21 protein-coding genes, 3 pseudogenes and 1 other annotated feature are annotated in these 24092 nt (G+C 69.3%); of the genes and pseudogenes, 14 read left to right on the top strand and 10 right to left on the bottom strand.

What is annotated here, in order from left to right; genetic code table 11:
• The first annotated feature begins 43 nt into the window (after positions 1–43).
• On the top strand, positions 44–1567 hold the full coding sequence (locus B1A86_RS06985) for an IS21-like element ISMlu14 family transposase (protein WP_031943827.1): 1524 nt from the start codon (positions 44–46) through the stop codon (positions 1565–1567).
• Between the two features lie 302 nt (positions 1568–1869).
• On the opposite strand, the gene B1A86_RS06975 is transcribed toward B1A86_RS06985, so the two are convergent.
• Complete coding sequence (locus B1A86_RS06975) at positions 1870–3117, bottom strand: IS256 family transposase (RefSeq protein WP_145930907.1); 1248 nt, start codon at positions 3115–3117, stop codon at positions 1870–1872.
• Positions 3118–3143: 26 nt separating this feature from the next.
• Between B1A86_RS06975 and B1A86_RS06970 the strand changes: the two genes are divergently transcribed.
• Positions 3144–3785 (top strand): ATP-binding protein, encoded by a 642-nt coding sequence (locus B1A86_RS06970; RefSeq protein WP_305847232.1) that lies wholly within the window; start codon positions 3144–3146, stop codon positions 3783–3785.
• Positions 3786–3911: 126 nt separating this feature from the next.
• On the opposite strand, the pseudogene B1A86_RS06965 reads toward B1A86_RS06970, so the two are convergent.
• The 4 genes and pseudogenes from B1A86_RS06965 to B1A86_RS06950 form a co-directional block, all read right to left on the bottom strand.
• Positions 3912–4393, bottom strand: a pseudogene (locus tag B1A86_RS06965) (transposase); the annotation flags it as partial.
• Positions 3960–4094, bottom strand: a sequence feature (AL1L pseudoknot). It overlaps the preceding pseudogene by 135 nt.
• 59 nt (positions 4394–4452) lie before the next feature.
• The gene (locus B1A86_RS06960) at positions 4453–4650 is read right to left on the bottom strand and encodes a hypothetical protein (RefSeq protein WP_010078466.1); all 198 of its coding nucleotides are present in this window, start codon (positions 4648–4650) and stop codon (positions 4453–4455) included.
• 44 nt (positions 4651–4694) lie between these two features.
• Complete coding sequence (locus B1A86_RS06955; RefSeq protein WP_036315702.1) at positions 4695–5027, bottom strand: DUF3024 domain-containing protein; 333 nt, start codon at positions 5025–5027, stop codon at positions 4695–4697.
• Positions 5028–5089: 62 nt separating this feature from the next.
• Positions 5090–6373, bottom strand: coding sequence for an IS256 family transposase (locus tag B1A86_RS06950; RefSeq protein ID WP_078025327.1), 1284 nt, complete (start codon positions 6371–6373; stop codon positions 5090–5092).
• Between the two features lie 158 nt (positions 6374–6531).
• Between B1A86_RS06950 and B1A86_RS06945 the strand changes: the two genes are divergently transcribed.
• A complete protein-coding gene (locus B1A86_RS06945; protein WP_044658726.1) occupies positions 6532–7875 on the top strand; it encodes an IS256-like element ISMlu11 family transposase in 1344 nt (447 codons plus the stop codon).
• A gap of 77 nt (positions 7876–7952) precedes the next feature.
• A pseudogene (locus B1A86_RS06940) lies at positions 7953–8393 on the top strand (transposase); the annotation flags it as partial.
• On the opposite strand, the pseudogene B1A86_RS06935 reads toward B1A86_RS06940, so the two are convergent.
• The 3 genes and pseudogenes from B1A86_RS06935 to B1A86_RS06925 all read right to left on the bottom strand — a co-directional run bounded on the left by B1A86_RS06935 (position 8362) and on the right by B1A86_RS06925 (position 11036).
• Positions 8362–9734, bottom strand: a pseudogene (locus tag B1A86_RS06935) (IS1380 family transposase). The pseudogenes B1A86_RS06940 and B1A86_RS06935 sit on opposite strands and share 32 nt — an antisense overlap.
• A gap of 37 nt (positions 9735–9771) precedes the next feature.
• Positions 9772–10701, bottom strand: coding sequence for an IS3 family transposase (locus tag B1A86_RS06930; RefSeq protein WP_152744531.1), 930 nt, complete (start codon positions 10699–10701; stop codon positions 9772–9774).
• A gap of 17 nt (positions 10702–10718) precedes the next feature.
• On the bottom strand, positions 10719–11036 hold the full coding sequence (locus B1A86_RS06925) for a helix-turn-helix domain-containing protein (protein WP_010080477.1): 318 nt from the start codon (positions 11034–11036) through the stop codon (positions 10719–10721).
• Positions 11037–11125: 89 nt separating this feature from the next.
• Here B1A86_RS06925 and B1A86_RS06920 point away from each other — a divergent pair.
• The 3 genes from B1A86_RS06920 to B1A86_RS11800 all read left to right on the top strand — a co-directional run bounded on the left by B1A86_RS06920 (position 11126) and on the right by B1A86_RS11800 (position 13866).
• A protein-coding gene (locus B1A86_RS06920; protein WP_102708846.1) for an IS5 family transposase occupies positions 11126–12020 on the top strand; the annotation gives its coding sequence in 2 pieces (ribosomal slippage) (positions 11126–11482 and positions 11484–12020; 894 coding nt in all).
• A gap of 163 nt (positions 12021–12183) precedes the next feature.
• A complete protein-coding gene (locus B1A86_RS06915; RefSeq protein ID WP_043282823.1) occupies positions 12184–13326 on the top strand; it encodes a calcium/sodium antiporter in 1143 nt (380 codons plus the stop codon).
• Positions 13327–13467: 141 nt separating this feature from the next.
• A complete protein-coding gene (locus tag B1A86_RS11800; RefSeq protein WP_223247546.1) occupies positions 13468–13866 on the top strand; it encodes a helix-turn-helix domain-containing protein in 399 nt (132 codons plus the stop codon).
• Here B1A86_RS11800 and B1A86_RS06905 read toward each other — a convergent pair.
• A protein-coding gene (locus tag B1A86_RS06905) for an IS3 family transposase (protein ID WP_145930915.1) occupies positions 13843–14939 on the bottom strand; the annotation gives its coding sequence in 2 pieces (ribosomal slippage) (positions 13843–14723 and positions 14723–14939; 1098 coding nt in all). The two genes, B1A86_RS11800 and B1A86_RS06905, sit on opposite strands and share 24 nt — an antisense overlap.
• 286 nt (positions 14940–15225) lie before the next feature.
• On the bottom strand, positions 15226–15747 hold the full coding sequence (locus B1A86_RS06900) for an adenine phosphoribosyltransferase (RefSeq protein ID WP_043278777.1): 522 nt from the start codon (positions 15745–15747) through the stop codon (positions 15226–15228).
• Between the two features lie 100 nt (positions 15748–15847).
• Here B1A86_RS06900 and B1A86_RS06895 point away from each other — a divergent pair, with 100 nt between their 5' ends.
• From B1A86_RS06895 to B1A86_RS06865, 7 genes are all read left to right on the top strand, one after another.
• Entirely contained in the window at positions 15848–17383 is a 1536-nt protein-coding gene (locus B1A86_RS06895; RefSeq protein ID WP_036316670.1) for a peptide MFS transporter, read from the top strand.
• Between the two features lie 85 nt (positions 17384–17468).
• Positions 17469–17855: a glycine cleavage system protein GcvH gene (gcvH, locus tag B1A86_RS06890; protein ID WP_002854607.1), complete on the top strand. Its 387-nt coding sequence runs from the start codon at positions 17469–17471 to the stop codon at positions 17853–17855.
• A 101-nt stretch (positions 17856–17956) separates the two neighbouring features.
• Positions 17957–18382, top strand: coding sequence for an FHA domain-containing protein (locus B1A86_RS06885; RefSeq protein WP_036340500.1), 426 nt, complete (start codon positions 17957–17959; stop codon positions 18380–18382).
• A 12-nt stretch (positions 18383–18394) separates the two neighbouring features.
• Entirely contained in the window at positions 18395–19138 is a 744-nt protein-coding gene (locus B1A86_RS06880; protein WP_052001255.1) for a MerR family transcriptional regulator, read from the top strand.
• Positions 19131–19646, top strand: coding sequence for a bifunctional nuclease family protein (locus B1A86_RS06875; RefSeq protein ID WP_078025830.1), 516 nt, complete (start codon positions 19131–19133; stop codon positions 19644–19646). Before B1A86_RS06880 ends, B1A86_RS06875 begins: the two co-directional genes overlap by 8 nt.
• Before the next feature lie 212 nt (positions 19647–19858).
• On the top strand, positions 19859–20422 hold the full coding sequence (locus tag B1A86_RS06870; RefSeq protein WP_012750924.1) for a MerR family transcriptional regulator: 564 nt from the start codon (positions 19859–19861) through the stop codon (positions 20420–20422).
• A gap of 111 nt (positions 20423–20533) precedes the next feature.
• The gene (locus B1A86_RS06865; RefSeq protein WP_078025831.1) at positions 20534–24052 is read left to right on the top strand and encodes a pyruvate carboxylase; all 3519 of its coding nucleotides are present in this window, start codon (positions 20534–20536) and stop codon (positions 24050–24052) included.
• The last annotated feature ends 40 nt before the right edge of the window (positions 24053–24092 follow it).

Raw genomic sequence — 24092 nt, 5'->3', positions numbered from 1 at the left:
GGATATCGGTGTCGAATCGAATCCAGCGAGGAAGAGGCCCTGAATGAAGGATGCCGCAGAAACCATGAAAATACTCAGTGCCTATGACCTGACCAAGTCATTGCGGGGCGCCGCCGAGCTGGCCGGTTGCTCCCATCACACCGTGGCCCGGCTGGTGCGGGCCCGCGACGCCGGCCAGACCCCTGGATCCGGAGCCAGCCGCCCGAAGGTCACCGATGTCTGGCTGCCCAAGATCGAGGAATGGGTCGAGGCCTCCACGGGCAGGATCCGCGCCGATGTCGTGCACGCCAAGCTCACCGCAATGGGCTACACCGGCTCTGAGCGCTCCACCCGGCGGGCGGTGGCCGAGGTGAAGGCCGCCTGGCGGGCCGGGAAGCGCCGGGTGCACCGGCCCTGGATCACCGAGCCGGGCGCATGGCTGCAGTACGACTTCGGCGATGGGCCGGCGATCGACGGGGCCAAGACGGTGCTGTTCGTGGCCTGGCTGGCCTGGTCCCGCTACCGGATCGTCATCGCCCTGCGTGATAGGACGGCTCCGAGTGTGTTCGCCGCCCTGGACCGGTGCTTCCGGCTGATCGGGGGCGCGCCGACCTATGTGCTGACGGATAACGAGAAGACAGTGACGGTCTCTCATGTGGCCGGGGTGCCGGTGCGTAACCAGGCCACCGTGGCGTTCGCTCGGCATTACGGCGTGGAGGTGCTGACCTGCCAGCCAGCGGATCCGGCCGCCAAGGGCGGGGTGGAGAACGCGGTGAAGCTGGCCAAGGCCGACCTGGTCCCGAAGGACACCAACCTGCGGGACCAGTACGCCTCGTTCGCTGAGCTCGAGGCCGCCTGCGCGGGGTTCATGGCCATGGTGAACTCCCGGGAGCACCGGGTGACCCGGCGCCGCCCGGACCACATGCTCGCCGAGGAGACCAGCGCGTTGCATCGGATCCCCGCCACGGCGCACACCGTGGCCTACGGGGTGGGACGGAAGGTGCCGGAGAACACGCCGATGGTCTCCTTCGAAAACGCCCAGTACTCGGTGCCCGCGCACCTGCTCGGGGCCGAGGTGTTCGTGCGCCATCACGGCACCGGACCGGACTCGATGGTGGTGATCATGCACGCCGGTGCGCAGGGGCCGGTGGAGGTCGCCCGGCACCGGGTGGCCCGGCCCGGGTCCCCGGCCATCGACGACGCGCACTTCCCCGGCCACGAGACGGACAAGGTGCCCGGGGACTACACCCCGGTGCCCCGTTCGGCGGCGGAGGCCGAGTTCCTGGCCATCGGGGCCGGAGCGAGGACCTGGCTGGTGGAGGCCGCCGCGGCCGGCACCAGCCGGATCGGTCAGAAGATGGCCGAGGCCGTCACCCTGGCCAAGCTCGCCGGCACCGACCAGGTCGACCGCGCCCTCGGGGTGGCCGCGGTGCACCAGCGCTTCGCCCACGGCGACCTGGCCTCCCTGCTCACCGCCGCCGGCCACCGCACCGGGATGCACACCGCCACCGAGGAACGGTCCCTGACCCAGGGCACCGCCGGCTGGGCCGGCCTCGGTACCTCCAACACCGAGGGGGCAGCCCGGTGAGCATCCACACCCCGAACACCGCCGCACCGGCGCTGCCGGCCGATTTGGAGGCGCTGTTGCGGCAGCTGAAGATGCCCCACGCCCGCGGTATCGCCGCCGAGGTACTGGCCACCGCCCGGGCCCAACGCTGGGAGCCGGCCGAGGTCCTTAAGGCCCTGCTGGTCGAGGAGACCACCGGTCGGGCCCGATCCATGCTCGCCGCCCGGCGCAAGGCCGCCGGGTTCCCCACCGGCAAGACCTTCACGGGTCAAGTCCCTGGAAGTGGTGTAGCCGTCTTCGAGGTTGTAGGGGGCTTGTACCTGTCAGGTCTGCAGGGTCGGCATCACCTCCGTGCTCATCACGGTCTCTTGCTCCGTGGTCAGGGGCTCACGGCACCGGGCGAGCAGTTCCAGGCCGAGATACCGGCGGCCTTCGGCCCACTCATCGGTCTGCTCGGCCAACACAGCCCCGACCAGACGCACCACGGCATCCCGGTTCGGGAAGATCCCCACCGAGTCCGTGCGGCGCCGGATCTCCCGGTTCAGCCGCTCGGCAGGGTTGTTCGACCAGATCTGGGACCACACGTCCCTCGGGAACGAGGTGAACGCGAGGATGTCCTCTCGTGCTGCATCGAGGTGCCCAGCCACCGCGGGCAACCTGTCCTGCACGTAGTCCAACAGGCGCTCGAACTGGGCCTGCACGGCCGGCCCGTCGGGCTGGTCGTACACGCTGTGCAGCATGGCCTTCACCGCCGGCCACATGCTCTTCGGGGTCACGGCCATCAGATTCGCCGCGTAATGGGTGCGGCAGCGTTGCCACACGGCCCCGGGCAGGTTCGCCGCCACGGCTTCCACGAGGCCGCGATGGGAGTCCGAGGTCACCAGTGCCACCCCGGCCAGCCCCCGGGCCACCAGGTCCGCGAAGAACTCGTTCCACCCCGCCCCGGACTCCGTGGTGGCCACCCTCAGCCCGAGGACCTCGCGGCGCCCGTCCGCGTTGACCCCGGTGGCGACCATGGCCACCGCGTTGACCACACGCCCGCCCTCACGCACCTTCATGGTCAGGGCGTCGGCGGCGAGGAACACGAACGGGCCGGCCTCGCCCAGCGGCCGGTGACGGAAAGCCTCGATGTGCTCGTCCAACTCCTGTGCCATCCGGCTGACCTGGGACTTCGAGAGCGAGTCGATGCCCAGCTGCCGTACGAGCTTGTCCATGCGCCGGGTCGAGACCCCGGCCAGGTAGCAGTCCGCGACCACGGTGATCAGTGCGGACTCGGCCCGTTTGCGGCGCTCGAGCAGCCATTCGGGGAAGTACGTGCCGGCCCGGAGTTTGGGGATGGCCACATCGATCGTGCCGGCGCGGGTGTCCAGGGGTCGGTGGCGGTAGCCGTTGCGCTGCGCTGTCCGGTGTTCGGAGGGCTTGCCGTACTCGGCCCCGCAGACCGCGTCAGCGTCGGCGGAGAGCAGTGCGTTGATCACGGTCTGCAGCAGGTGGCGCAGCAGGTCTGGGGAGGCCTCCCCGAGAGCTTCGCGCAGCAGGCGTTCAGGGTCGACAATGTGTGGAGCGGTCATCGTGGTGATGTCCTTTCGAGAGTGCTGTGGAAGGTTCGCTCGAAGGCTCCCACGGTGACCGCGTCCGTCTCGAAGATGGTCGTGGCCACCGGGGAGGGTTACACCACTATCCGGGACTCAACTCCTTCACGACCTGGGATCCGGGCGCCTCCTCGATCCCGGCCCCGACCCAGCAGTCCCTGCGCACCCTGGAATGGCTCTCGCGCAGAGAGAACCTCGTGGTCTGCGGGCCCTCCGGCACCGGCAAGACCTTCTTCCTCGAGGCCCTGGGCCAGCAGGCCGTGGAGGAGGGCAAGCGGGTGGCCTGGTTCACCCTGGAGGACCTCGGGGCGATGATCCGGGCCCACCGGCCCGATGACACCATCACCAAAGCCGTCGCCCGAATCCTGCGCGCCGACCTGATCGTCATCGACGACATCGGCCTGCTGCCGGTCGCCGACGATGCCGCCGAGGGCCTCTACCGCATCGTGGACGCCGCCTACGAGAAACGCTCCGTAGCGATCAGCTCGAACCTGCACCCGGCCGGCTTCGACGAGCTGATGCCCAAGACCCTGGCCACCGCCACCGTGGACCGGCTCCTGCACCACGCCCACGTGTGCCAGACCACCGGAGACTCCGTACGGATGACCCAGGCAATGGCCGGGAAGGGAGTCATGCCACTGAACTGATCCCATCACGGTGGCCAGCACCACCACCCAAACGGGCAAACCAGCTGGCCACCAGTGGGCAGTTCTGATGGCCACCAGCGGGAAGAAACACTGGCCGCCTATGGGCAGAACTCAATGGCCCTTGACAACCGAGCGAGCCGAGGGGGCGCGGGTCTTGGCGGCGTAGTAGCTGCTCGGAGCCACCTGCAGCAGCCTGCAGATGAGCTCGACTCCGAGCCGGCGACCGTCGACCAGGTCATCCTTGTTCGCGTCGATGAACGCGACTACTTCCGGTAGTGGCGGTCGAGCTCCGCCCCGAAGAAAGACGCAGCACGCTTGAGGACCTCGTTGGCCCGCCGCAACTCCCGGACCTCCTGCTCCAGTTCACGCACCCGCTGCGCCTCAGCGCTGCTCACGCCAGAGGTGACGCCGTCGTCGATGTCGGCTTGCTTGACCCACATCCGCACGGACTCGACCCCGTACCCGAGCTGCGTCGCGACCCGATTGACGGTCCCATGCTCGGTCCCCAGCTCGGCACGCAGCGTCCTCACCATCCGGACCGCCGCGGCCTTCTCCTCCGGCGAATACCGACGCGTCGTCGGCTTCCCCGCTGTCTGCTCTTTCGGCATAACTCCATCCTCGTTTCCAAGGTCAGGAGTCTCCAACAAACCCAGGGCGCTTCAATCGGTCAGGAAGGCAGCAGGAGCACCTTGATGTCGTAGTCGAGCTTGCAGAGATAGAAGATCAACTCGACGACGGGACGGTGACTATCCCAGCGGGGCTGTGAGGGGCCGATCTCGCAGAACCTTGCGGCAAACTCAACCTTCTCGCGCGCGGCCGGGATCGATGCGCGGAAGGCCGCTTCATCCCATTGCTCTTCGCTCATACTCCCGACCGTAGCGGTGAGTACCGACACGGCCGTGGGAGCTCTCAGCCCCAGAAGATCGGATCCTGGTGGCTGCCGATGTAGTCAAGCAGACTCTGGACGTTCTTCGTCGGGCGCCTCTTCGTGTACTCGTGGAACTTCATGTGCCGGTCACGCCAGTAGATGCTCCACTGGCCGGTCTTGACGGTGTATCGCAGGCGCGCGACCGGGAACCGCGTCCAGTCGCCCTGCCCGTCCCACGGCGGCCGCGTCTCGATGATCGTGACGTGCCGGTCGGCGATCTCGGCTTCTACTCTCACCTGATCCCACAGGTGCTCGGGCACGCGTTCACGGCACCAGCGGCCGATGCGCAGCAGGTCGGTCTCGGGCATAGCCATGGTCAAGTCCTTTTGAGTGGTGTATCGAGGCTTTGTCGGGTTCCTCGTGGTCGGGTGGGTTGTCAGGCGGCGAGTGCCGCGTGGCCGGGGTCGTCGGTCATGGTGTCGCTGACCTGTAGGGCGGCTTGTTCAGCCGCGGCTTTCGCGGCTGCTTCGGCGAGCATCGTGTCGGTCGCGGTCAGCAATTCCAGGCTCATGTAGCGCCGTGATTCGGTCCATTCGTCGTGCTGCTCGGCCAGCACCGCGCCGAGGAGTCTAATCACCTCGACTCGGCTGGGGAAGATGCCGACGACGTCGGTGCGTCTCCGGATCTCCTTGTTGAGCCGTTCGTTCGGGTTGTTCGACCAGATCTTCTTCCACACCTCCTTCGGGAACTTCGTGAACGTGAGCACCTCATCGCGGGCGCCCTCGAGGTGCTCGGCAGCGGCCGGCAGATGGGTGGCCAGGCTGTCGATCATGTGCTCGTACTGGGCGATCACCGCCTCGACGTCGGGCTGGGTGTAGACGCTGTGCAGCAGCGCTTTCACCGCGGGCCACTGCGACTTCGGGCACACCGCCATCAGGTTGGCCGCATAGTGGGTGCGGCAGCGCTGCCACTGCGCCGTCCCGAACACCGCCCCGGCCGCTTCGACCAGCCCGGCATGGGCATCGGAGGTGATCAGCTCCACCCCCGACAGGCCGCGGGCAGCCAGATCACGGAAGAACCCGAGCCACCCCTCCCTGGTCTCCGCGGTGCCCAGTTGCAGGCCGAGGATCTCGCGGTAGCCGTCGTTGTTGATGCCGGTGGCGACCATGGCGGCGACCTTGACGACCCGGCCGTGTTCACGCACTTTGAGCACGAGCGCGTCGGCGGCGACAAACCGATACGGCCCAGCATCGAGCGGCCGGGTGCGGAACGCTTCGACCTGCGCATCCAGGTCTTTACTCATCTCTGAGACCTGCGATTTCGACAGGCCCGTGATGCCGAGAGTCTGCACCAGTTTGTCCATCCGGCGGGTGGAGACGCCGAGCAGGTAGCAGGTGGCGACCACCGTGGTCAGCGCTGCCTCGGCGCGGCGGCGCCGCTCCAGGAGCCAGTCGGGAAAGTAGGTGCCTTCGCGCAGTTTCGGGATCGCGACGTCGATGGTGCCGGCGCGGGTGTCCAGGTCCCGGTGCCGGTAGCCGTTACGCCGGTTGGTGCGCTCATCCGAGCGGGCGCCGTAGGCGGCGCCGCACACGCTGTCAGCCTCGGCCGACAGCAGGGCATTGATGAAGGTGGTGAGCATCTGACGCATCAAGTCCGGCGAGGCCTGGGTGAGCAGATCGGACAGAAACGCCTGGGGGTCGATATCGTGGGGAGCGGTCATCGCGGGTGTCCCTTTCGAGTGGGATGTGAGAGTTTCCTCGAAAGCCTCCCGCGGTGACCGCTTCTACTTCGCGGTCGACACGCCAACCGGAGTCAACGTGCGGGCGTGTCAGATGGTCTGTGTAAGCCGTACCGAGAGGAACGGTAAGAATCATGACCATGATCGACGAGAAGAACCCAGGCGAGCCCTCGGGCCAGGACCTGGTCGAGCAGCTGAAAGCCTCAGGGCAGCTTGATGCCCTGTTCGCGCAGATCGACGCGGGCGGCGTCGAGCTCACCGGTGACGGCGGGTTCGTGCCCGCGCTGGTCAAGGCCGCGCTCGAGCGGGGCCTGCAGGCCGAGCTGACCAGCCATCTGGGCTACGAGAAGGGCTCGAGCGAGGCGCTGAAGCACGCCAACTCCCGCAACGGGACCACCCCGAAGACCGTGGAGTCCGAGGTCGGGCCGATCGAGCTGGACGTCCCGCGAGACCGGGGCGGGTCGTTCACCCCGCGCCTGGTGCCCAAGGGCCAGCGGCGCCTCGGGGGCCTGGATGACATGATCATCAGCCTCTATGCCGGCGGAATGACGATCCGGGACATCCAGCACCACCTGGCCTCCACGATCGGCACGGACCTGTCGCACGAGACGATCTCCAACATCACCGACGCCGTGAGCGAAGAGGTCCTGGCGTGGCAGTCGCGGCCGCTGGAGGAGTTCTATCCGGTGATCTATCTCGACGCAATCCGGATCAAGATCCGAGAGAACAGCCAGGTCCTCAACCGTGCCGCCTACATCGCCGTCGGCGTGGACCTCGAGGGCATCAAGCACGTGCTGGGGATCTGGGTCCAGGACACCGAGGGCTCGGCGTTCTGGGCCCACGTCTGCGCCGATCTCGCCAACCGGGGCGTGCAGGACGTGCTGATCGTGTGCTGCGACGGGCTCAAGGGCCTGCCGGAGGCGGTCGAGGCGACGTGGCCGGACTCGATGGTCCAGACCTGCGTGGTTCACCTGATCCGGGCCGCGATGCGGTTCGTGGCCTACCAGGACCGCAAGAAGGTCGCCGCCGCGCTGAAGCCGATCTACACCGCCCCCAACGAAGAGACCGCGAGGAAGGCGCTGGCCGAGTTCGAGGCCTCCGAGCTCGGCACGAAGTACCCGTCTGCAGCCGCGACCTGGGCGAACTCCTGGGAGCGGTTCATCCCGTTCCTGCAGTTCCCACCCATGCTCCGCAAGGTCATCTACACGACCAACAGCATCGAGTCGCTGAACTTCCAGCTACGGAAGGTGACCAAGAACCGCGGCCACTTCCCCTCGACCGAGGCGGCGGTGAAGCTGCTCTGGCTGGCGATCTGCAACATCGAAGACAAACGCGCCGCCGAACGCGCTCGGGACCGGGGCAAACCCGCCGGCCAGCGCAAAGCCCAGGGCCGGCTCGTCGAAGGTCAGGCCGTCACGAACTGGAAGCAGGCCCTCGCCCAGCTCGCCGCGGCCTACCCCGACCGGATCAACCCCTACCTGTGACCACCCCGCTTACACAGACAAGTTGACACGCCCCAACGTGCTGCGGGATTCGTACACCACTCTGCCGGACGCAACTGCGCCGCACCCTCCACACCGGGATGAGCCTGCTGACCGACCGCCAAGAAGAACACCTCAGCGTCCTCTTCGCCCACGAGAAGCACGCCGCGGTCGAAGCGGCCTGGGAGATCTACCAGGCCATGGTCGCCGCGTATCGAGAATTCGACCGCGCAAAGGCTAAGGCCAAGATGGAGAAGGTGATCGCGGCGCTGAGCAAGAAGGTCCCCGACACCCTCGAGGAACTGGGCAAGCTCGGCCGGACACTGACCAAACGCGCCGCCGACGTGCTGGCGTTCTTCGAGCGACTGGGCACCAGCAACGGTCCGACGGAGGCGATCAACGGCCGGCTCGAACACCTGCGCGGCTCCGCCCTCGGCTTCCGCAACCTCACCAACTACATCGCCCGCAGCCTCCTCGAATCAGGCGGCTTCAGACCCTTGCTACACCCTCAAATGCGATGAGCCTCGAATGCAGGATCTTGTGCCGACAGCGGCGCACGATGGTCGCGGGGATCTCGAACAACCGTGCGCGAAACCGTTTGGGCTCCCAGCGACGTGCATCATGGCCGGCCAGCGCGATGGCCTGCATCCAGGCGACGATGACGCCGGCGAGCTGGACGATCTGGCACCAGACCTGGTTCTGCGCGAATCCCTGCAGCGGGAACTTCATCAGGCCCATGTCCTTGGCGTTGCGGATCCGGTCCTCGCAGCGCGCGCGGCGGCGGTGACGCAGCTCCAGCACTGGAAGCTGGCCGCGTGGGGCGTTGGTCGCGAACGCAGTGATCCGCATCCCTTTGTGATCGGTGATCCGTAGCTGCACTCCGGGGTGGGGGCGTTCCTTCCTTACGGTTACCCGCATTCCGGGGGCCACCCGGGCAGGTCCAGTAGTCCGGTCAGTTCCGCGACCCATGCCCCATCGCGGATCCCTTCGGTGTCGGTGTCGTAGGCAGGAGTCCACGCCTTCGCCTCATCAATACGTTCCAACAGGTCAGGAGTGTTCGCGGGGAGGGTGAACCCGACTGAGTAGGCCAGACGCTGCCGCTCCAGCCAGCCCGCGAAGTCCTTGGGGCCGCCGGCCCCGTCGGTGCGAATCAGGACCTTTTTCGATCCCCGCCCGCCCCGGCCCAGCAGGGCCGGTGGGAGCTGCGCAAGGGCCAGACGGGTGACGGCGATGTGATCGCTGGCGGTGTTCGAGCCCGCGTTGCCGGGGCGAAGGTGGATCGCGAGCGGTTCCCCGGTTCCTTCGCTGCCGTGGTCCAGGAACGCGTACAGAGGGTGGTAGCCGAAGCCGCGTTTGAACGTCGGGGCGGCTTGCTCCTTCTCACTGTGGACGTTGATCAGGGTGGCGTCGAGGTCGATGACCAGCGGGGTCTTCGCGCTCGTCCCCTCGGCCGGGGAATGCTCGCCGGCCAGGGCCCAGGCCTGCTCGCGCGCGGTCCTGCGAGCCCTGGCGATCGCGGTCATCACGGCGGGCGCGTCCTCAGCGAGGGTGGTGAGCGTGCGGGAGATCGTTGGGGCCGAGGCGACGTCACCGAACAGGCCCGGCTCGCACCGCAGCAGGTCGGTGTCACGGGCGACCTCCCCGCCCACCGCGAGAGTCATCGCGAGGTCCAGCAGGACCTTGGAGGCGTGATGCTCGGCCAGCGGTTTCGTCCATGAACCCAACGCTTCACGCAGCGAAGAGGCGAGGCCGGTGGCGTGGATCGTGTCGGTCAGCAGCACCGCGCCCGCATGCGAGGCCGCCGGGACCTCAGCGACGTCCACACGCGGGCGGGGGTAGAAGAACACGGTAGGGTGGGACACCTGAAAGGTGCTCCTTCCGGCCAGGGATTGTCCCGCGTCAAGTAGTTGGCAGGATTTCCTTGGTTTTGAATGTCGGGGTGGTGGGGTCGGCCAGGCCCAGGTGCACCTCCTTGGGCCGGTTCCATGAGATGGCCTCGTGGGGCCGGAGCTCGTTGTACTCGATCCGGTAGTCCTCGGCCCGCTCGGCGAGCACGATCGCGTCGTCAATCTCGTCCAGGTAGAGCCGTTCGTACTTCAGCGTGCCGAAGCCGCGTTCACGGGACCCGTTCTGCCCCGGGGTCTTCACTCGGGTGCGCACGTGGTGTAGCTCGGGGTGGGCGGCGATGAAGGACTCGAAGCGGAAGGACCGGAACGGCCCGCCGTTGTCCGTCACGATGGTCACCACGGGCAACAGCTCACCGGTCTCGGGATCGACCGGGCAGGCCTCGACCAGCGGGTGACCGAACATGGCCTCGTAGTCGGCCAGGGCCAACTCGATCGCGTCGATCGCGTCGTGCTGGTTCCCGGTGGGCGAAACGTGGAAGGGGTGCTCGTACTTGGACCAGTAGTCCCGGCACCCGGCCAGCCGCCAGGTCCCTCCGGTGGTGGTCTCGAACTCGCTGAAGTCCAGCTGCCAGACTTGGTTCGGGCCTGAGGGCTCGGTGGCGAACGCGGCCTTGCGCCGCTCGGCCAGCTTCCGTCGCTCCCGTTGGTACTGCGCGGGCAGAATCAGCCCCTCGTCGCGCAGGATCCGCAGCACGGTCGCCTCGGAAACCACATGCCCGTCGTGGCGGACCATCGCCCAGATCTTCCGATGCCCCCACGCCGGATGGGCCAGCGCGTGCTTGACCACCAGTTCCCTGGCGGCCTGCCGTCCCGGTTGCGGCCACGGTCCCTTCACCGCCGTCCCGGTGCGGGCCTTGGCCTGCCAGCGGCGCCAGGTCCGCTCGGGCATGTCGAAGAGCTGGCAGAACCTCGCGGTCGACATGCCCGCTTCCACGCGGATCACCTCGAGGTCCTCGAAGGGCCCAGCCGGCCCTCCGCGGACTTCTTCCACACCCTGGCCTCCAGGTGTGCCTCGCCCAAGGCCTGGGTCAGCTCGGCGACCTCGGCCTCCAACTGTTCCTCTCGGGAGGATGGTCCGGACCTGCCGGCCACCAGGGCGGTCTTGCCGGCTTCCAGGAACTCGGCCTTCCACCGTCCGATAGACTGCTCACTGACTTTCTCCTTGCGTGCCGCTTCGGCGATGGACATCTCGCCGGCCAGCACGCTCAGCACTATCCGGGTCTTCTTCTCCGCCGGAATCGAGGGTGGTCTACCCATGTCTGACTCTCCTTTAGGGCCTACATAACGGCCCTGCCACTAGGGCGTGTCTGAGAATAGATGCACGAGTCAGCTGAGACCCTGGGGACATGTCCCGGTTCCAGATGCTCTCCGACGCCCAATGGGAGTTGATCGCCCCGATGCTCCCGACCCGGACCGGCCGCGCCGGCAGGCCGTTCGCCGACGCCCGCACCATGGTGGAGGCGATCATCTACCGGTACCGGTGCGGAATCGCTTGGAGGGATCTGCCCGAGGTCTACGGGCCCTGGCAGACCGTGTGGACCTGGCATCGGCGCTTGGCCGAAAAAGGCACCTGGGACACGGTGCTGGCCACGCTGACCGCCGCCGCTGACGCCGAAGGCCTGATCGATTGGTCGGTCTCGGTGGACTCCACGATCGCCCGCGCCCACCAGCACGCGACGAACATCACCCGCCACACAGGGGGATGGATCGAACTACAAGAATCCGCGTGAGGAGCCGGCCGATCACGGCATCGGGCGCTCCCGTGGCGGGCTGAGCACGAAGATCCATCAGCTCGTGGACGGGACCGGGCTGCCGCTGGTCAGCCTGATCACCCCCGGCCAGGCAGGGGACTCCCCGATGCTGCTTCCTCTTCTGGAGCAGCTGCGCGTGACCCGGCCAGTAGGGCGGCCCCGGACCCGCCCCGAGGCCGTGCTGGGCGATAAGGCGTACTCCTCCCGGGCGATCCGCACCCACCTACGCGCCCGTGGGATCAAAGCGGTCATCCCCGAACCGGCCGACCAGCAGGGCCACCGCAGACGGCGCGGTGCCCGCGGCGGGCGCCCCGTCAGCCTCGACGCGGACGCCTACAAGGGCCGCAACGTCATCGAGCGTCAGTACGCTCACCTGAAGCAGTGGCGGGGTCTGGCGACCCGGTATGACAAGTACGCGATCATCTACAGGGCCGCTGTGGTCCTGAATGCTGTGCTCGCATGGTCAAAACGATTGTCAGACATGCCCTAAGTCTGACGCGCGACAGGATTACGAGACTCGACACCCCGTATCATCCCAGGCCAGGAGCACCTTTCTCTATGACGCCCACTCGTCGAGACCACACCCCAGTGAAATCTCGAGGTCAGCGGGTGCTCGTGGCAGGGCCTGAACTGTGGTCCGTACACTCCTACTCATGGATGCGCTTGATATCGGACGGATCGTGGCCGGACTGGTGCTGCTGGTCTTGGGTGGGGAATTTTTGGTGCGTGGGGCGTCAGCACTGGCCGGACGTTTCGGGATTTCGTCATTGGTGATCGGTCTCACCGTAGTGTCAGCGGCGACGTCGGCACCCGAGTTCGCAGTGAGCGTCGGTGCTGTACTGCGTGATGAACCGGGGCTTGCCGTGGGCAATGCGGTTGGCAGCAACATCATAAATGTCCTGCTCATCCTGGGACTGTCCGCGCTGGTCGTTCCCCTCGCTGTAAAGCGGAGGCTGATCCGCTTTGACCTGCCCCTGATGGTCGTCTTGTCAGTTCTACTGCTCCTTGTTTCCCTGGATGGGAGGATCAGTGCGGTGGACGGGCTGATACTATTTTTCGGTGTGGTGGTCCACACCATAATGTCCGTGGTGATTAGTCGGCGGGACGCCAAGACCGCGGTGAATGCCCGGGAAGGGACAGGAGATTCGGCAACCGTCGATCCAGCCGACGAGGAAGGGGCTGCGCTAGGCGCCTCGGTCAGCAGGTCGCTCTTCTTTGTGCTGCTGGGGGTCGCGTTGCTGGTCGCCGGTGCCACGCTGCTCGTGGAAGGAGCAGTGAACATAGCCACCACGTTGGGCGTAAGCAGCCTCGTGGTCGGACTGACCGTTGTGGCTGTCGGGACATCGCTGCCCGAGCTGGCGACGTCCATCATTGCCGTGCGTCGCGGTGAACGCGACCTAGCGGTGGGCAACGTGGTCGGCAGCAATATCTTCAACATAGGGGTAGTGCTAGGACTAACCGCGCTCATCTCTCTTGAGGGCATTCCCGTATCCGGCGCCGCAGTGGCCTTCGATATCCCAGTAATGCTGGCGGCCGCAGTGGCACTACTGCCGATCGCGTTCACGGGCTTCGCGGTGGCGCGTTGGGAGGGCGGCTTGTTCGTGGTTTTGTACGCCGCCTACACCGGATACCTTGTGCTGGCTGCCACAGCGCACGATGCACTGGAGGGATTCACCGTAGCCATGGCGTGGTTCGTGCTGCCGTTAATCGCACTGACGCTCATTTCCTTTACAGCCTACGAAATCGGGCTCCGCAAGGGACGCCGAGACCTGGACCAGACCACGACTTCGACGTAGACCGTCGAGTGCATTCGGCTGCTGGCTTCATTCAGGTCGTCGGCTGAATGTAAATCGGCAAGAGATGACTGTCGGTTGGTGGTGTCATAGCGTCGTAGCAACACTCCCGGTCGGTGGGGGCTCGAGGCGAGGAGGCCTGGGATGGTGCGGCGGCGACTCACGTTCACGGAGCGGATGGAGATCTCGACGGGATCGAAGGCCGGGTGGGGAGTCCGGAAGATCGCGTCTCACCTGGGTAGATGCCCTTCGGTGGTCTCCAGAGAGCTTCGACCGAACTCGACGAAGACGCGCGGCTATCAAGCCGTGACCGCGGACGTGAAAGCGCAACGCCAGCGCTCTCGCCCACAGGTCCGGAAAGTGGCAAAGGACCCGGTACTCGAGGCCCGCGTCAACGCCGACCTCGCAGCGTCATGGATGCCGAACGAGATCGCGGGTCGCTTGCGTCTGGAGGCCGCAGACCCGACCGTTGAACGCATGGCGAACTCTCCCGACGCTCAGGGCCGTGAGCCGCCCCCTTCATTCGGTCCGGACGTTCTGTGAGTCGCCGGTTTCCATTTGATGGGTGCACTGCCGAGCGTACTCGGCTGGGGTTAGGTAGCCGAGCGAGGAGTGCCGGCGGTGGTGGTTGTACTCGTCCTTCCAGTCGCCGATGATGACCTGCGCGTGCAGCAGCGAGTAGAAGCTGTTGATGTTGAGGCACTCGTCGCGGATCCGGCTGTTGAACGACTCGACGTACCCGTTGCGCCACGGCGAGCCCGGAGGGATGTAGGACAGGCCGGTGCGGGTGCCGGCCCAGTCGGCCACCGCCTCGCTGATGAACTCCGGCCCGTTGTCCGACCTGAGCACCGCCGGGGCGCCCCGGGCGGCGACGAGGTCCTCGAGGTGGGCGGTGAGTCGGTCGGCGGTAATCGAGCGCTCCACGAGCCCGCCGATGCACTCCCGGGTGTGTTCGTCGACGATCGAGCAGATCTTGATCGGTCGTCCGTGCTCGTCGGCGTCGAACTGGAAGTCCACCGCCCACACCACGTTCGGCGCGTCCGCCGTCGGCGCGTCGACGGTCGAGGACCCGACGCGCTTGCGTCGACGCCGCTGCGGGACCCGGAGCCCTTCGTCACGCCACAGGCGTTGGATCTTCTTGTGGTTCACCACCCACCCCTCGGCGCGGGCGTCGTGATACGCCCGCCGATACCCGTAGCGGGGATGGTCCTTCGCCCAGGCGCGCAGCCACTCCCTGAGCGCCCGATCCGGGTCCGCGACCGTGTCGCCCTTGAGCGGTCGCCGGTACGCGGAGCGGCTCAGCCCGACCAGACGGCACGCCATCCGTTCGCTCACCCGCAACTTGCGCTTGAGGTGATCGACGGCGGCGCGGCGCCTGTCCGGGCTTAGAAGTTTCCCTCAGCCAGCTCCTTGAGCGCGGCCTTCTCCAGCTCCGCTTCCGCGAGCAGACGCTTCAGGGTCGCGTTCTGCTTCCGCCACCGGTAGTACGTCTGCTCGGACACCCCGAGCTCCCGGCACACCGCCGCGACGTCCTGACCATCGGCGAGCATCCTGTCGGCCTGCCCGAGCTTACGGACGACCTGCTCGGGGGTGTGACGCTTCCTGCTGTTCGTCATGATCTGACCAGTCTCCCTGCCCGCGACCGCGGGCAACAGGACGACTCTCATAACGACTGGACCTACGAAACGGGTCAGCCCAGGCGGTCGCCCGGGCTCCGCGTCGACTCGCGTGCCGTGGCCAGGAGCTCGGCCAGTTCCGCGGTTCTCCGCGCTTGTTGGCAGTAGTTTCGCAGCAGCCCGACCACATTCACGAGGCCGGAGTCCTGCAGCGCAGGGCTCCGGCTTCGTCGTACCCGGGGCCGGGCCACCTTTGCCGCCACTCCCCGTCGGTCGGGCGGGCGGTTCAGGCTGCGAACAGCACGTGCGTGTCCGGCACGACGGCCCGGCCGCCGAGGGCCCTCAGTTCCAGCAGGCAGGCCGCGCCCACCACCTCCGCACCCCGTGCCTCGATGAGCCGTCGGCCGGCGGCGAGGGTGCCGCCCGTGGCGAGGACGTCGTCGAGCAGGAGCACCCGTGACCCGGCCCGCAGGTCCTCGGAGACCTCGATGCTCGCGGTCCCGTACTCCAGCGTGTAGTCCGCGCGGGCTGCGGGCGCCGGGAGGCGCCCGGCCTTGCGCAGCGGCACGAGGCCGGTGCCTGTCAGGACGGCGGCCGCCCCGGCGAGCAGGAACCCGCGGGCCTCGAGGCCGGCCACGAGGTCGAACCGCCCCTCGAACGGCGCCACCAGGGCCTCAACACACTCCCTCAGGGCGCGGGCGTCGGCGAGCAGGGGCGTGATGTCCTGGAAGGCCACGCCCGGGCTGGGATGGTCGGGGACCACACGGATGAGCGAGCGGGCACGGGCGATCTCGGAGGTGACGGACACGGCCTCCACTCTAGGACGGACGCCGCCCGGGCCGCGGATGTGATCGGCGTCATCGGGCGGGGAGTTTGCTCTGGCTCCCTCAGGGGAGGACAGTAGATCGGTGGAAAATCCCCAGAATCCTCTCGCGGGCCGCGTGCCCGACGTCGAGCCGTCCGCCCGCGTGGCGGCGTCGACGGCCACCCGTCCCGACGACGCCACCCCCGACTGGCGCGGCCGCCCGTTCCTCGGCCAGCCCGGCCCGCTGGCGAACCTGTTCTCCGTGGAGCTGTGGGAGCGCTTCTCCTTCTACGGCATGCAGGCGATGCTCGTGTACTACATGTCCTGGACCGCCGCGGAGGGCGGCCTCGGGATCGACCCGGCCGTGGCCACGGGCATCGTCGGCGCCTACGGCGGCATGGTGTACGTGTTCTGCATCCTCGGCGGCTGGGTCGCCGACCGCCTGCTCGGTTCCGAGCGCACCATGTTCGTCAGCGCCGTCGGGATCATGTTGGGCCACATCGCGCTGGCCCTCGTCCCGGGCGTCCCGGGCCTGACCCTGGGCCTCGTGCTCGTCGCCGTCGGTTCGGGCGGCCTCAAGGCCAACGCCACGAACCTCGTCGGCTCCCTGTACTCCCGCGAGGACCCCAAGCGCGATGCCGGCTTCTCCATCTTCTACATGGGCGTGAACATCGGCGCCCTCTTCGGCCCGCTGCTCACCGGCCTGGCACGCGACACGATGGGCTTCCACGTGGGCTTCGGCCTCGCCGCCGCCGGCATGGCCATCGGCCTGACGCAGTACGCCCTGACCCGCAAGAACCTGCCCACGGACGTGCACCGGGTCCCGGATCCGCTGCCGCGGTCGCAGTACGGCCGCTGGGGCCTGATCGGCCTGGGGATGGTCGCCGTCGTCGTGGCCCTGTTCCTCACGGACGTCATCACCCTGGACAACCTCTCCGACGCCGTCGTCGTGCTCGCCGCCGTCGCGGCCATCGCGATCTTCGCGGTCCTGCTGACCTCGACGAAGGTCTCGGAGGAGGAGCGCTCGCGCGTGAAGGCGTTCATCCCGCTGTTCATCGGCACGTCCGTGTTCTTCGCCCTCTTCCAGCAGCAGTTCACCGTGATCGCGCTGTACTCCGAGCACCGCCTCGACCGGAACCTGTTCGGCTGGCTCATGCCCATGGAGTGGGTCAACTCCATCAACCCGATCTTCATCATCGTGTTCGCCCCGGTGTTCGCCGCGCTGTGGACCAAGCTGGGCACCCGCCAGCCCGCCACCCCGGTGAAGTTCGGCATCGGCATCGTCCTGATCGGCATCGCCTTCCTGCTGTTCATCCCGGTGGCCGACGTCGCCGCCGTGCCGCTGCTGTGGCTGACGCTGATCCTCTTCGTCTGCACCATGGGCGAGCTGCTCGTCTCCCCGGTGGGCCTCTCCCTGGCCACCAAGGTCGCCCCGCGCAGCTTCCCGGTGATGATGGTGTCGCTGTACAACCTGTCCGTCGCCCTGGGCACGGCCCTGGCCGGCTCCCTGGCCGGCTCCTACTCGGAGCAGAACGAGGTGGGCTACTTCGGCACGATCGGTGCGGTCACCCTCGGCGTGGGCCTGATCGTGCTGGCCATCGCCAAGCCGGTGCGTCGCGGCATGCGCGGCGTGCTCTGAGCACGCCAGTGGCGCGAATCACGCGCCGCTCGGTAGTCTGCGAGACGACGTCATCCCTCCCGACCACACAAAGGACGCGCACTCCATGAGCTCCATCCCCGAAGGCCTGAAGTACTCCGCCGAGCACGAGTGGATCGCCGAGGCCGGTGCCGCCGGCACGGTCCGCGTGGGCATCACCGACTTCGCCCAGGATGCGCTGGGTGACGTCGTGTACGTGGACCTGCCGGAGGTCGGCACCGAGGTCACCGCGGGCACCGCGGTGGGCGAGGTCGAGTCCACGAAGTCCGTCTCGGACATCTACGCCCCGGTCTCCGGCACCGTGGCCGCCGTCAACGACGAGCTCGACGGCGAGCCCGGCCTGGTCAACTCCGCCCCCTACGAGGGCGGCTGGCTGTTCGAGATCACCCTCGCGGACGAGGCCCAGCTCGAGGGCCTCATGGACGCCGAGGGCTACGCCTCGCACACCAGCTGAGCCCCGTCCGCCGTCGCCCCGCCGCCGGCCGGCGGGGCGGCGGCGTCCCCTTCGTCTCTCCCTCCGGCGCCGCGGCGCCGGCCGCCGCACAGGAGCACCCCATGAACCAGCCCGGACGTGAACCGGACCTGTCCACCTCCGCCATCAACCTCACCGAGCTGGCACCGCTGGTCTCGGCGGACCTCACCCGCGAGGAGTCGGACGCGATCCGCGCCCTCCCGGCCGGTTCCGCGCTGCTGCTGGCCCACGAGGGCCCGGACCAGTCCGCCCGCTTCCTCCTGGACAAGGACGTGGTCTCCGTGGGGCGCCACCCGGACGCGGACATCTTCCTCGACGACGTCACCGTCTCCCGTCGTCACGCGGAGTTCCGGGCCGAGGACGGTGGCCATCGGCTCGTGGACCTGAACTCCCTCAACGGCACCTTCGTGAACCACGACCGGGTGGACGAGATCCTGCTGCGCTCCGGGATGCACGTGCAGATCGGCAAGTACCGGCTCACGTACTACGCCGCGCCGGCGCGGGGCTGAGCCGTCATCCCCGTGATCGATCCGCGCCCGCTCCCCGACGCCGTCCCCACCGCCCGCCCTGCGGGCCGGCTGGGCATCGGCGAGGTCGTGGCCGCCCTCGAAGCCGAATTCCCCGGCGTCACCGCGTCCAAGGTGCGCTTCCTGGAGGACCGCGGCCTCGTGCTGCCCGAGCGGACCCCCGCCGGCTACCGGCGCTTCCGGCCCGAGGACGTGGACCGGCTCCGGTTCGTCCTCGCGCTGCAGCGCGACCACTTCCTGCCGCTCAAGGTCATCGCCGACCACCTGGCCGCGCTGGACCGCGGCGAACGCCCCACCGGCCTGCCCGGGACCGCGGCGGTCCCGGCGTCCTCGGACGCGGCGCGGCTCGGCCGCGAGGTCGCCGGGGGCCGCCGGTCGTGGACCCGCGCCGAGCTCGCCGCCGAATCCGGGGCGGGCGAGGAGCTGCTGGCCGAGCTGGATCAGTACTCGCTCCTGCCCGTCGATCCCGACGGCGGCTACCCGAGCCACGCGATGGACGTGGCCCGGGCCGCCGTCGTGCTCGCGGGCCACGGCCTGGAGCCCCGGCACCTGCGCCCGCTGCGGGCCGCGGCCGACCGCGAACTGGGCCTGGTGGAGCGCGCCGTCGCCCCGCTGCAGGCCCGCCGCGACGCCGGCACCCGCCCCCGCGTGGCCCGCTCGGCACGCGAGATCGCGCAGGCCAGCCTGCGGCTGCATGCGGCCCTCGTGGCCGTGGGGCTGGAGCAGTGGGATGACTGAGCCGCGCCCCGTGCCCGCCGACGACGCCGGCGACGTGCCGCTCTCCGTGCTCGGCGTGCGCGTCGAGCTGCCCGAACAGCACCACGTGATCCTGCTGGTGGATCCGCCCGGCCGCACGATGATCCCGCTGTGGGTGGGCGCGCCCGAGGCCGCCGCCGCCGCGCTCGCGCTCGAGGGCGTCCGCGCGCCCCGGCCCCTCACCCATGAGCTGCTCCTGGCCGCCGTGGACGCCCTGGGCGCCGAGGTCGTGCGGGTGCGGCTCACCGAGGTCCGCGACGAGGTCGTGCACGCCGAGCTCGTGCTCTCCACCGGCGCCCGGGTCGACGCCCGCGCGTCGGACGCCGTCGTGGTCGCCCTGCGCGCCGACGCCCCCGTGCTCGGCAGCCCCGCCGTGCTCGCGGACGCCGGCATGCCGGCGCGGACGGGGGAGGAGGACGCCGGCCAGGAGCGCGCCGTCGAGGACTTCCGCGACTTCCTGGACACGGTGCGCCCCGAGGACTTCGCCTGAGCGGAGCCGGCGCGACACGGCGCGGTCTCGCCGCCGGCTTCGTTGACCGTCCCCGGACCCGCGCGTACCTTCGAGGGGAAGAGGGCCCCGCCACCCGGAGCGCCTCCGTCGCCCTCCCCACGGTCACCGGGGAGCGCCGCCACGGTCACCGGCGGCACACGACGGTCGCGTCCCCCTCCCCGCACCGGGGGCCCCGCACCAGGAGGTTCCCCGTGACACCCACTGCAGGTCCTGGCCGGCCCCCCGCGCTCGGCGCCCAGGGCACGCTCTTCGACGAGGGCAGGACCCAGGGCGACGACGTCGGCTTCCGCGGTCCCACCGCGTGCAAGGCCGCCGGCATCACCTATCGCCAGCTCGACTACTGGGCCCGCACGGATCTCGTGGCCCCCACGGTCCGCAGCGCCTCCGGCTCCGGCTCCCAGCGGCTGTACTCGTTCCGCGACATCCTCGTCCTCAAGGTGGTCAAGCGCCTCCTGGACACCGGCGTCTCGCTCCAGCAGATCCGCACCGCCGTGGGCCACCTGCGCGAGCGGGGTGTCGAGGACCTGGCGCAGATCACCCTGATGAGCGACGGCGCCTCGGTGTACGAGTGCACCTCGGCAGACGAGGTCGTGGACCTCGTCCAGGGCGGCCAGGGCGTCTTCGGGATCGCCGTCGGCCGCGTGTGGCGCGAGGTCGAGGGCAGCCTCGCCGAGCTGCCGCGCGAGAGCGTGGTGGGCGCCCCCGAGCCGGGGGACGAGCTGGCCGGGCGGCGTCGGGCCCGCCGCTCCGCCTGATCCTCCACCCCGGGGCGCCCCGGAGGGCCGAGTCAGTCATCTTTCGTCTCGCAGCGGTGACTGTGCGCGACATGAGGCGGAACTCCGGCGCGGTGTGACACACTCCCAACCATGACCGCACCTGTCGAGAACTTCACCCCTCCAGAGGACGCGGCCGGGTCGACCGGAGCCGGCGCCGTCTTCTCCAAGGTCTTGGTGGCCAACCGCGGCGAGATCGCCGTCCGCGCCTTCCGCGCCTGCTACGAGCTGGGCGCCCGCACCGTCGCCGTCTTCCCCTACGAGGACCGCAATTCGATCCACCGCCAGAAGGCGGACGAGGCCTACCGCATCGGCGAGGAGGGCCACCCCGTGCGCGCCTACCTCGACGTGGACGAGATCATCCGCGTGGCGAAGGACGCCGGGGCCGACGCGATCTACCCGGGCTACGGCTTCCTGTCGGAGAACGCCGGCCTGGCCCGTGCCGCGGCTGAGAACGGGATCACCTTCGTCGGCCCGCCCGCCGACGTCCTCGAGCTGACCGGCAACAAGGTCGAGGCCCTGCGCGCGGCCAAGCGTGCGGGCATCCCCACCCTGGCCTCCTCGGACCCGAGCGCCGACGTCGAGTGGCTCCTGGAGCAGGCCGAGGAGATCGGCTTCCCCATCTTCGTCAAGGCCGTCGCCGGCGGCGGCGGCCGCGGCATGCGCCGCGTCGAGCGCCGCGAGGACCTGCGCGGCTCCCTCGAGGCCGCGATGCGCGAGGCGGACACCGCCTTCGGCGACCCCACCGTGTTCCTCGAGCAGGCCGTCCTGCGGCCGCGGCACATCGAGGTCCAGATCCTCGCCGACGGCGAGGGCAACGTCGTGCACCTCTTCGAGCGGGACTGCTCGCTCCAGCGCCGCCACCAGAAGGTCATCGAGATGGCCCCGGCCCCGAACCTGGACGAGGAGATCCGGCAGGCCCTGCACCGGGACGCCGTCGCCTTCGCCAAGGAGATGGGGTACGTCAACGCGGGCACCGTCGAGTTCCTCGTGGACACGGCGGGCGAGCGTGCGGGCCAGCACGTGTTCATCGAGATGAACCCCCGCATCCAGGTGGAGCACACCGTGACTGAGGAGGTCACGGACGTGGACCTGGTGAGCGCGCAGCTGCGCATCGCCGCCGGCGCCACCCTGCCCGAGCTGGGCATCACCCAGGACGCCCTCCAGGTCCGCGGCTTCGCCATCCAGTGCCGCATCACCACCGAGGACCCGGCCAACGGCTTCCGCCCGGACACCGGCACCATCACCGCCTACCGCTCGGCCGGCGGCTCCGGTGTGCGCCTCGACGGCGGCACCATCTACGCCGGTGCGGAGATCAGCCCCCACTTCGACTCCATGCTGGTCAAGCTCACCTGCCGCGGACGCGACTACGCCACGGCGGTGCGCCGCGTGCGCCGCGCCCTGGCAGAGTTCCGCGTGCGCGGCGTGGCCACCAACATCCCGTTCCTGATGAACGTGATGGACGACCCGCAGTTCCTCAGCGGCGACGTCGCCACGGACTTCATCGACAAGCACCCCGAGCTGGCCACGGTGAACCGCTCCCAGGACCGCGGATCCAAGGCCCTGCAGTACCTCGTGGACGTCACCGTCAACCAGCCGCACGGCCCGCGCGTCGAGGGCATCGACCCTCGCGACCGCCTCCCCGAGCACCCGGGCGACAAGCACCAGGAGCCGGACCGCTCGCCCTTCGACGGCCCGAGCCGGAACGAGGACGCGGTGCCCCCGCACGGCTGGCGTCAGGTGCTGCTGGAGCAGGGCCCCGAGGGCTTCGCCCGCACCCTGCGCGAGCAGACCGCGCTGGCCGTCACGGACACCACGTTCCGCGACGCCCACCAGTCCCTGCTGGCCACCCGCGTCCGCACGCGCGACCTGCTGGCCGCCGCCCCCGCCGTCGCGCACACCCTGCCGGGGCTGCTCTCGGTGGAGGCCTGGGGCGGGGCGACGTACGACGTCGCGCTGCGCTTCCTCCACGAGGACCCGTGGCAGCGCCTCGAGCTGCTGCGCGCGGAGCTGCCGAACATCCCGATCCAGATGCTGCTGCGCGGCCGCAACACGGTGGGATACACGCCGTACCCCACCGAGGTGACGGACGCGTTCGTGGCCGAGGCCGCGGCGTCCGGCGTCGACGTGTTCCGCATCTTCGACGCCCTCAACGACGTCGAGCAGATCACCCCGGCCATCGAGGCGGTGCGTGCCACGGGCACCGCCGTGGCTGAGGCGGCCCTGTGCTACACGGGCAACATGACGGACCCGAAGGAGACGCTCTACACGCTCGACTACTACCTGGGCCTCGCCCGCCGGATGGTCGACGCCGGCGCCCACGTCCTGGCGATCAAGGACATGGCGGGCCTGCTGCGGCCCGCCGCGGCGCGCGAGCTGGTCACCGCCCTGCGCGCCGAGTTCGACCTGCCCGTGCACCTGCACACGCACGACACCGCCGGCGGTCAGCTGGCCACCCTGCTCGCAGCGGCGGAGGCCGGCGTGGACGCCGTCGACGCGGCCACCGCGTCCATGGCGGGCACCACCAGCCAGGTGCCGCTGTCCGCCCTGGTGGCGGCGCTCGAGCACACGGAGCGGGACACCGGTCTCGGCCTCGAGGCCGCCACCGCGATGGAGCCCTACTGGGAGTCCGTCCGCTCGGCGTACGCGCCCTTCGAGGCGGGGCTGCCCGCCCCGACCGGCCGCGTGTACCACCACGAGATCCCGGGCGGCCAGCTGTCCAACCTGCGCACGCAGGCGATCGCGCTCGGCCTGGGGGAGCGGTTCGAGGCCATCGAGTCGATGTACGCCGCGGCCGACGACCTGCTCGGCCACCTCGTCAAGGTCACCCCGTCCTCCAAGGTGGTGGGCGATCTGGCGCTGCAGCTGGTCGGCTCCGGCGTGGACCCGAAGGAGTTCGCGGAGCGTCCGCAGGAGTTCGACATCCCGGACTCCGTGATCGGCTTCCTGCGCGGCGAGCTCGGCGACCCGCCCGGCGGCTGGCCGGAGCCCTTCCGGACCAAGGCCCTCCAGGGTCGCCGCGAGGGCGCGGGCATGGTGGAGATCTCCGCGGAGGACTCGAGCGCCCTCGGCGAGGCCGGACAGACCCGCCGCGGGGTGCTGAACCGCCTGCTCTTCCCCGGCCCCACGAAGGAGTTCGAGGCGCACCGCGAGGAGTTCGGGGACACCGTCACCCTGCACACCCGCGACTTCCTCTACGGCCTCGTCCCCGGGCGCGAGCACGTCATCTCGCTCGGACGCGGTGTGCGGCTGCTCGCCACCCTCATGTCGGTCTCCGAGCCGGACGAGAAGGGCATGCGCACCGTGATGGTCACCCTGAACGGCCAGCTGCGCCAGATGACCGTCCGGGACCGCTCGATCGAGTCCACCGTGCGGACCGCGGAGAAGGCGGACCCCGGCACCCCCGGCCACGTCGCCGCCCCGTTCGCGGGCTCGGTCACCGTGCAGGTGGCCGAGGGCGACGCCGTCGAGGTCGGCCAGGCGGTGGCCACGATCGAGGCGATGAAGATGGAGGCCGCGATCACGGCCCAGGTCGCGGGCACCGTGCGCCGCGTGGTCACGGAGGGCATCACGCCCGTCAACGGCGGAGACCTGCTGCTCGTGATCGAGTGAGCCCCGCGTGAGCCCGCCGCCGGCGGGCCGCCCCACGGGC

It is taken from the genome of Micrococcus sp. KBS0714, assembly GCF_002008305.4.
Classification (GTDB): Bacteria; Actinomycetota; Actinomycetes; order Actinomycetales; family Micrococcaceae; genus Micrococcus; species Micrococcus luteus.
Note: the sequence above shows the minus strand (reverse complement) of the source record. Positions and strands in the feature narration are given on the sequence as shown.

Bases quoted from the DNA above. Each gene is read 5' to 3' on its own strand.
- B1A86_RS06915 (WP_043282823.1), top strand. From the start codon at position 12,184: ATGGATGCGCTTGATATCGGACGGATCGTGGCCGGACTGGTGCTGCTG.
- B1A86_RS06925 (WP_010080477.1), bottom strand. From the start codon at position 11,036: ATGGGTAGACCACCCTCGATTCCGGCGGAGAAGAAGACCCGGATAGTG.
- B1A86_RS06985 (WP_031943827.1), top strand. From the start codon at position 44: ATGAAGGATGCCGCAGAAACCATGAAAATACTCAGTGCCTATGACCTG.
- B1A86_RS06945 (WP_044658726.1), top strand. From the start codon at position 6,532: ATGATCGACGAGAAGAACCCAGGCGAGCCCTCGGGCCAGGACCTGGTC.
- B1A86_RS06875 (WP_078025830.1), top strand. From the start codon at position 19,131: ATGACTGAGCCGCGCCCCGTGCCCGCCGACGACGCCGGCGACGTGCCG.
- B1A86_RS06865 (WP_078025831.1), top strand. From the start codon at position 20,534: ATGACCGCACCTGTCGAGAACTTCACCCCTCCAGAGGACGCGGCCGGG.
- B1A86_RS06955 (WP_036315702.1), bottom strand. From the start codon at position 5,027: ATGGCTATGCCCGAGACCGACCTGCTGCGCATCGGCCGCTGGTGCCGT.
- B1A86_RS06885 (WP_036340500.1), top strand. From the start codon at position 17,957: ATGAACCAGCCCGGACGTGAACCGGACCTGTCCACCTCCGCCATCAAC.
- B1A86_RS06960 (WP_010078466.1), bottom strand. From the start codon at position 4,650: ATGAGCGAAGAGCAATGGGATGAAGCGGCCTTCCGCGCATCGATCCCG.
- B1A86_RS06975 (WP_145930907.1), bottom strand. From the start codon at position 3,117: ATGACCGCTCCACACATTGTCGACCCTGAACGCCTGCTGCGCGAAGCT.
- B1A86_RS06950 (WP_078025327.1), bottom strand. From the start codon at position 6,373: ATGACCGCTCCCCACGATATCGACCCCCAGGCGTTTCTGTCCGATCTG.
- B1A86_RS06930 (WP_152744531.1), bottom strand. From the start codon at position 10,701: ATGTCGACCGCGAGGTTCTGCCAGCTCTTCGACATGCCCGAGCGGACC.
- B1A86_RS11800 (WP_223247546.1), top strand. From the start codon at position 13,468: ATGGTGCGGCGGCGACTCACGTTCACGGAGCGGATGGAGATCTCGACG.
- gcvH (WP_002854607.1), top strand. From the start codon at position 17,469: ATGAGCTCCATCCCCGAAGGCCTGAAGTACTCCGCCGAGCACGAGTGG.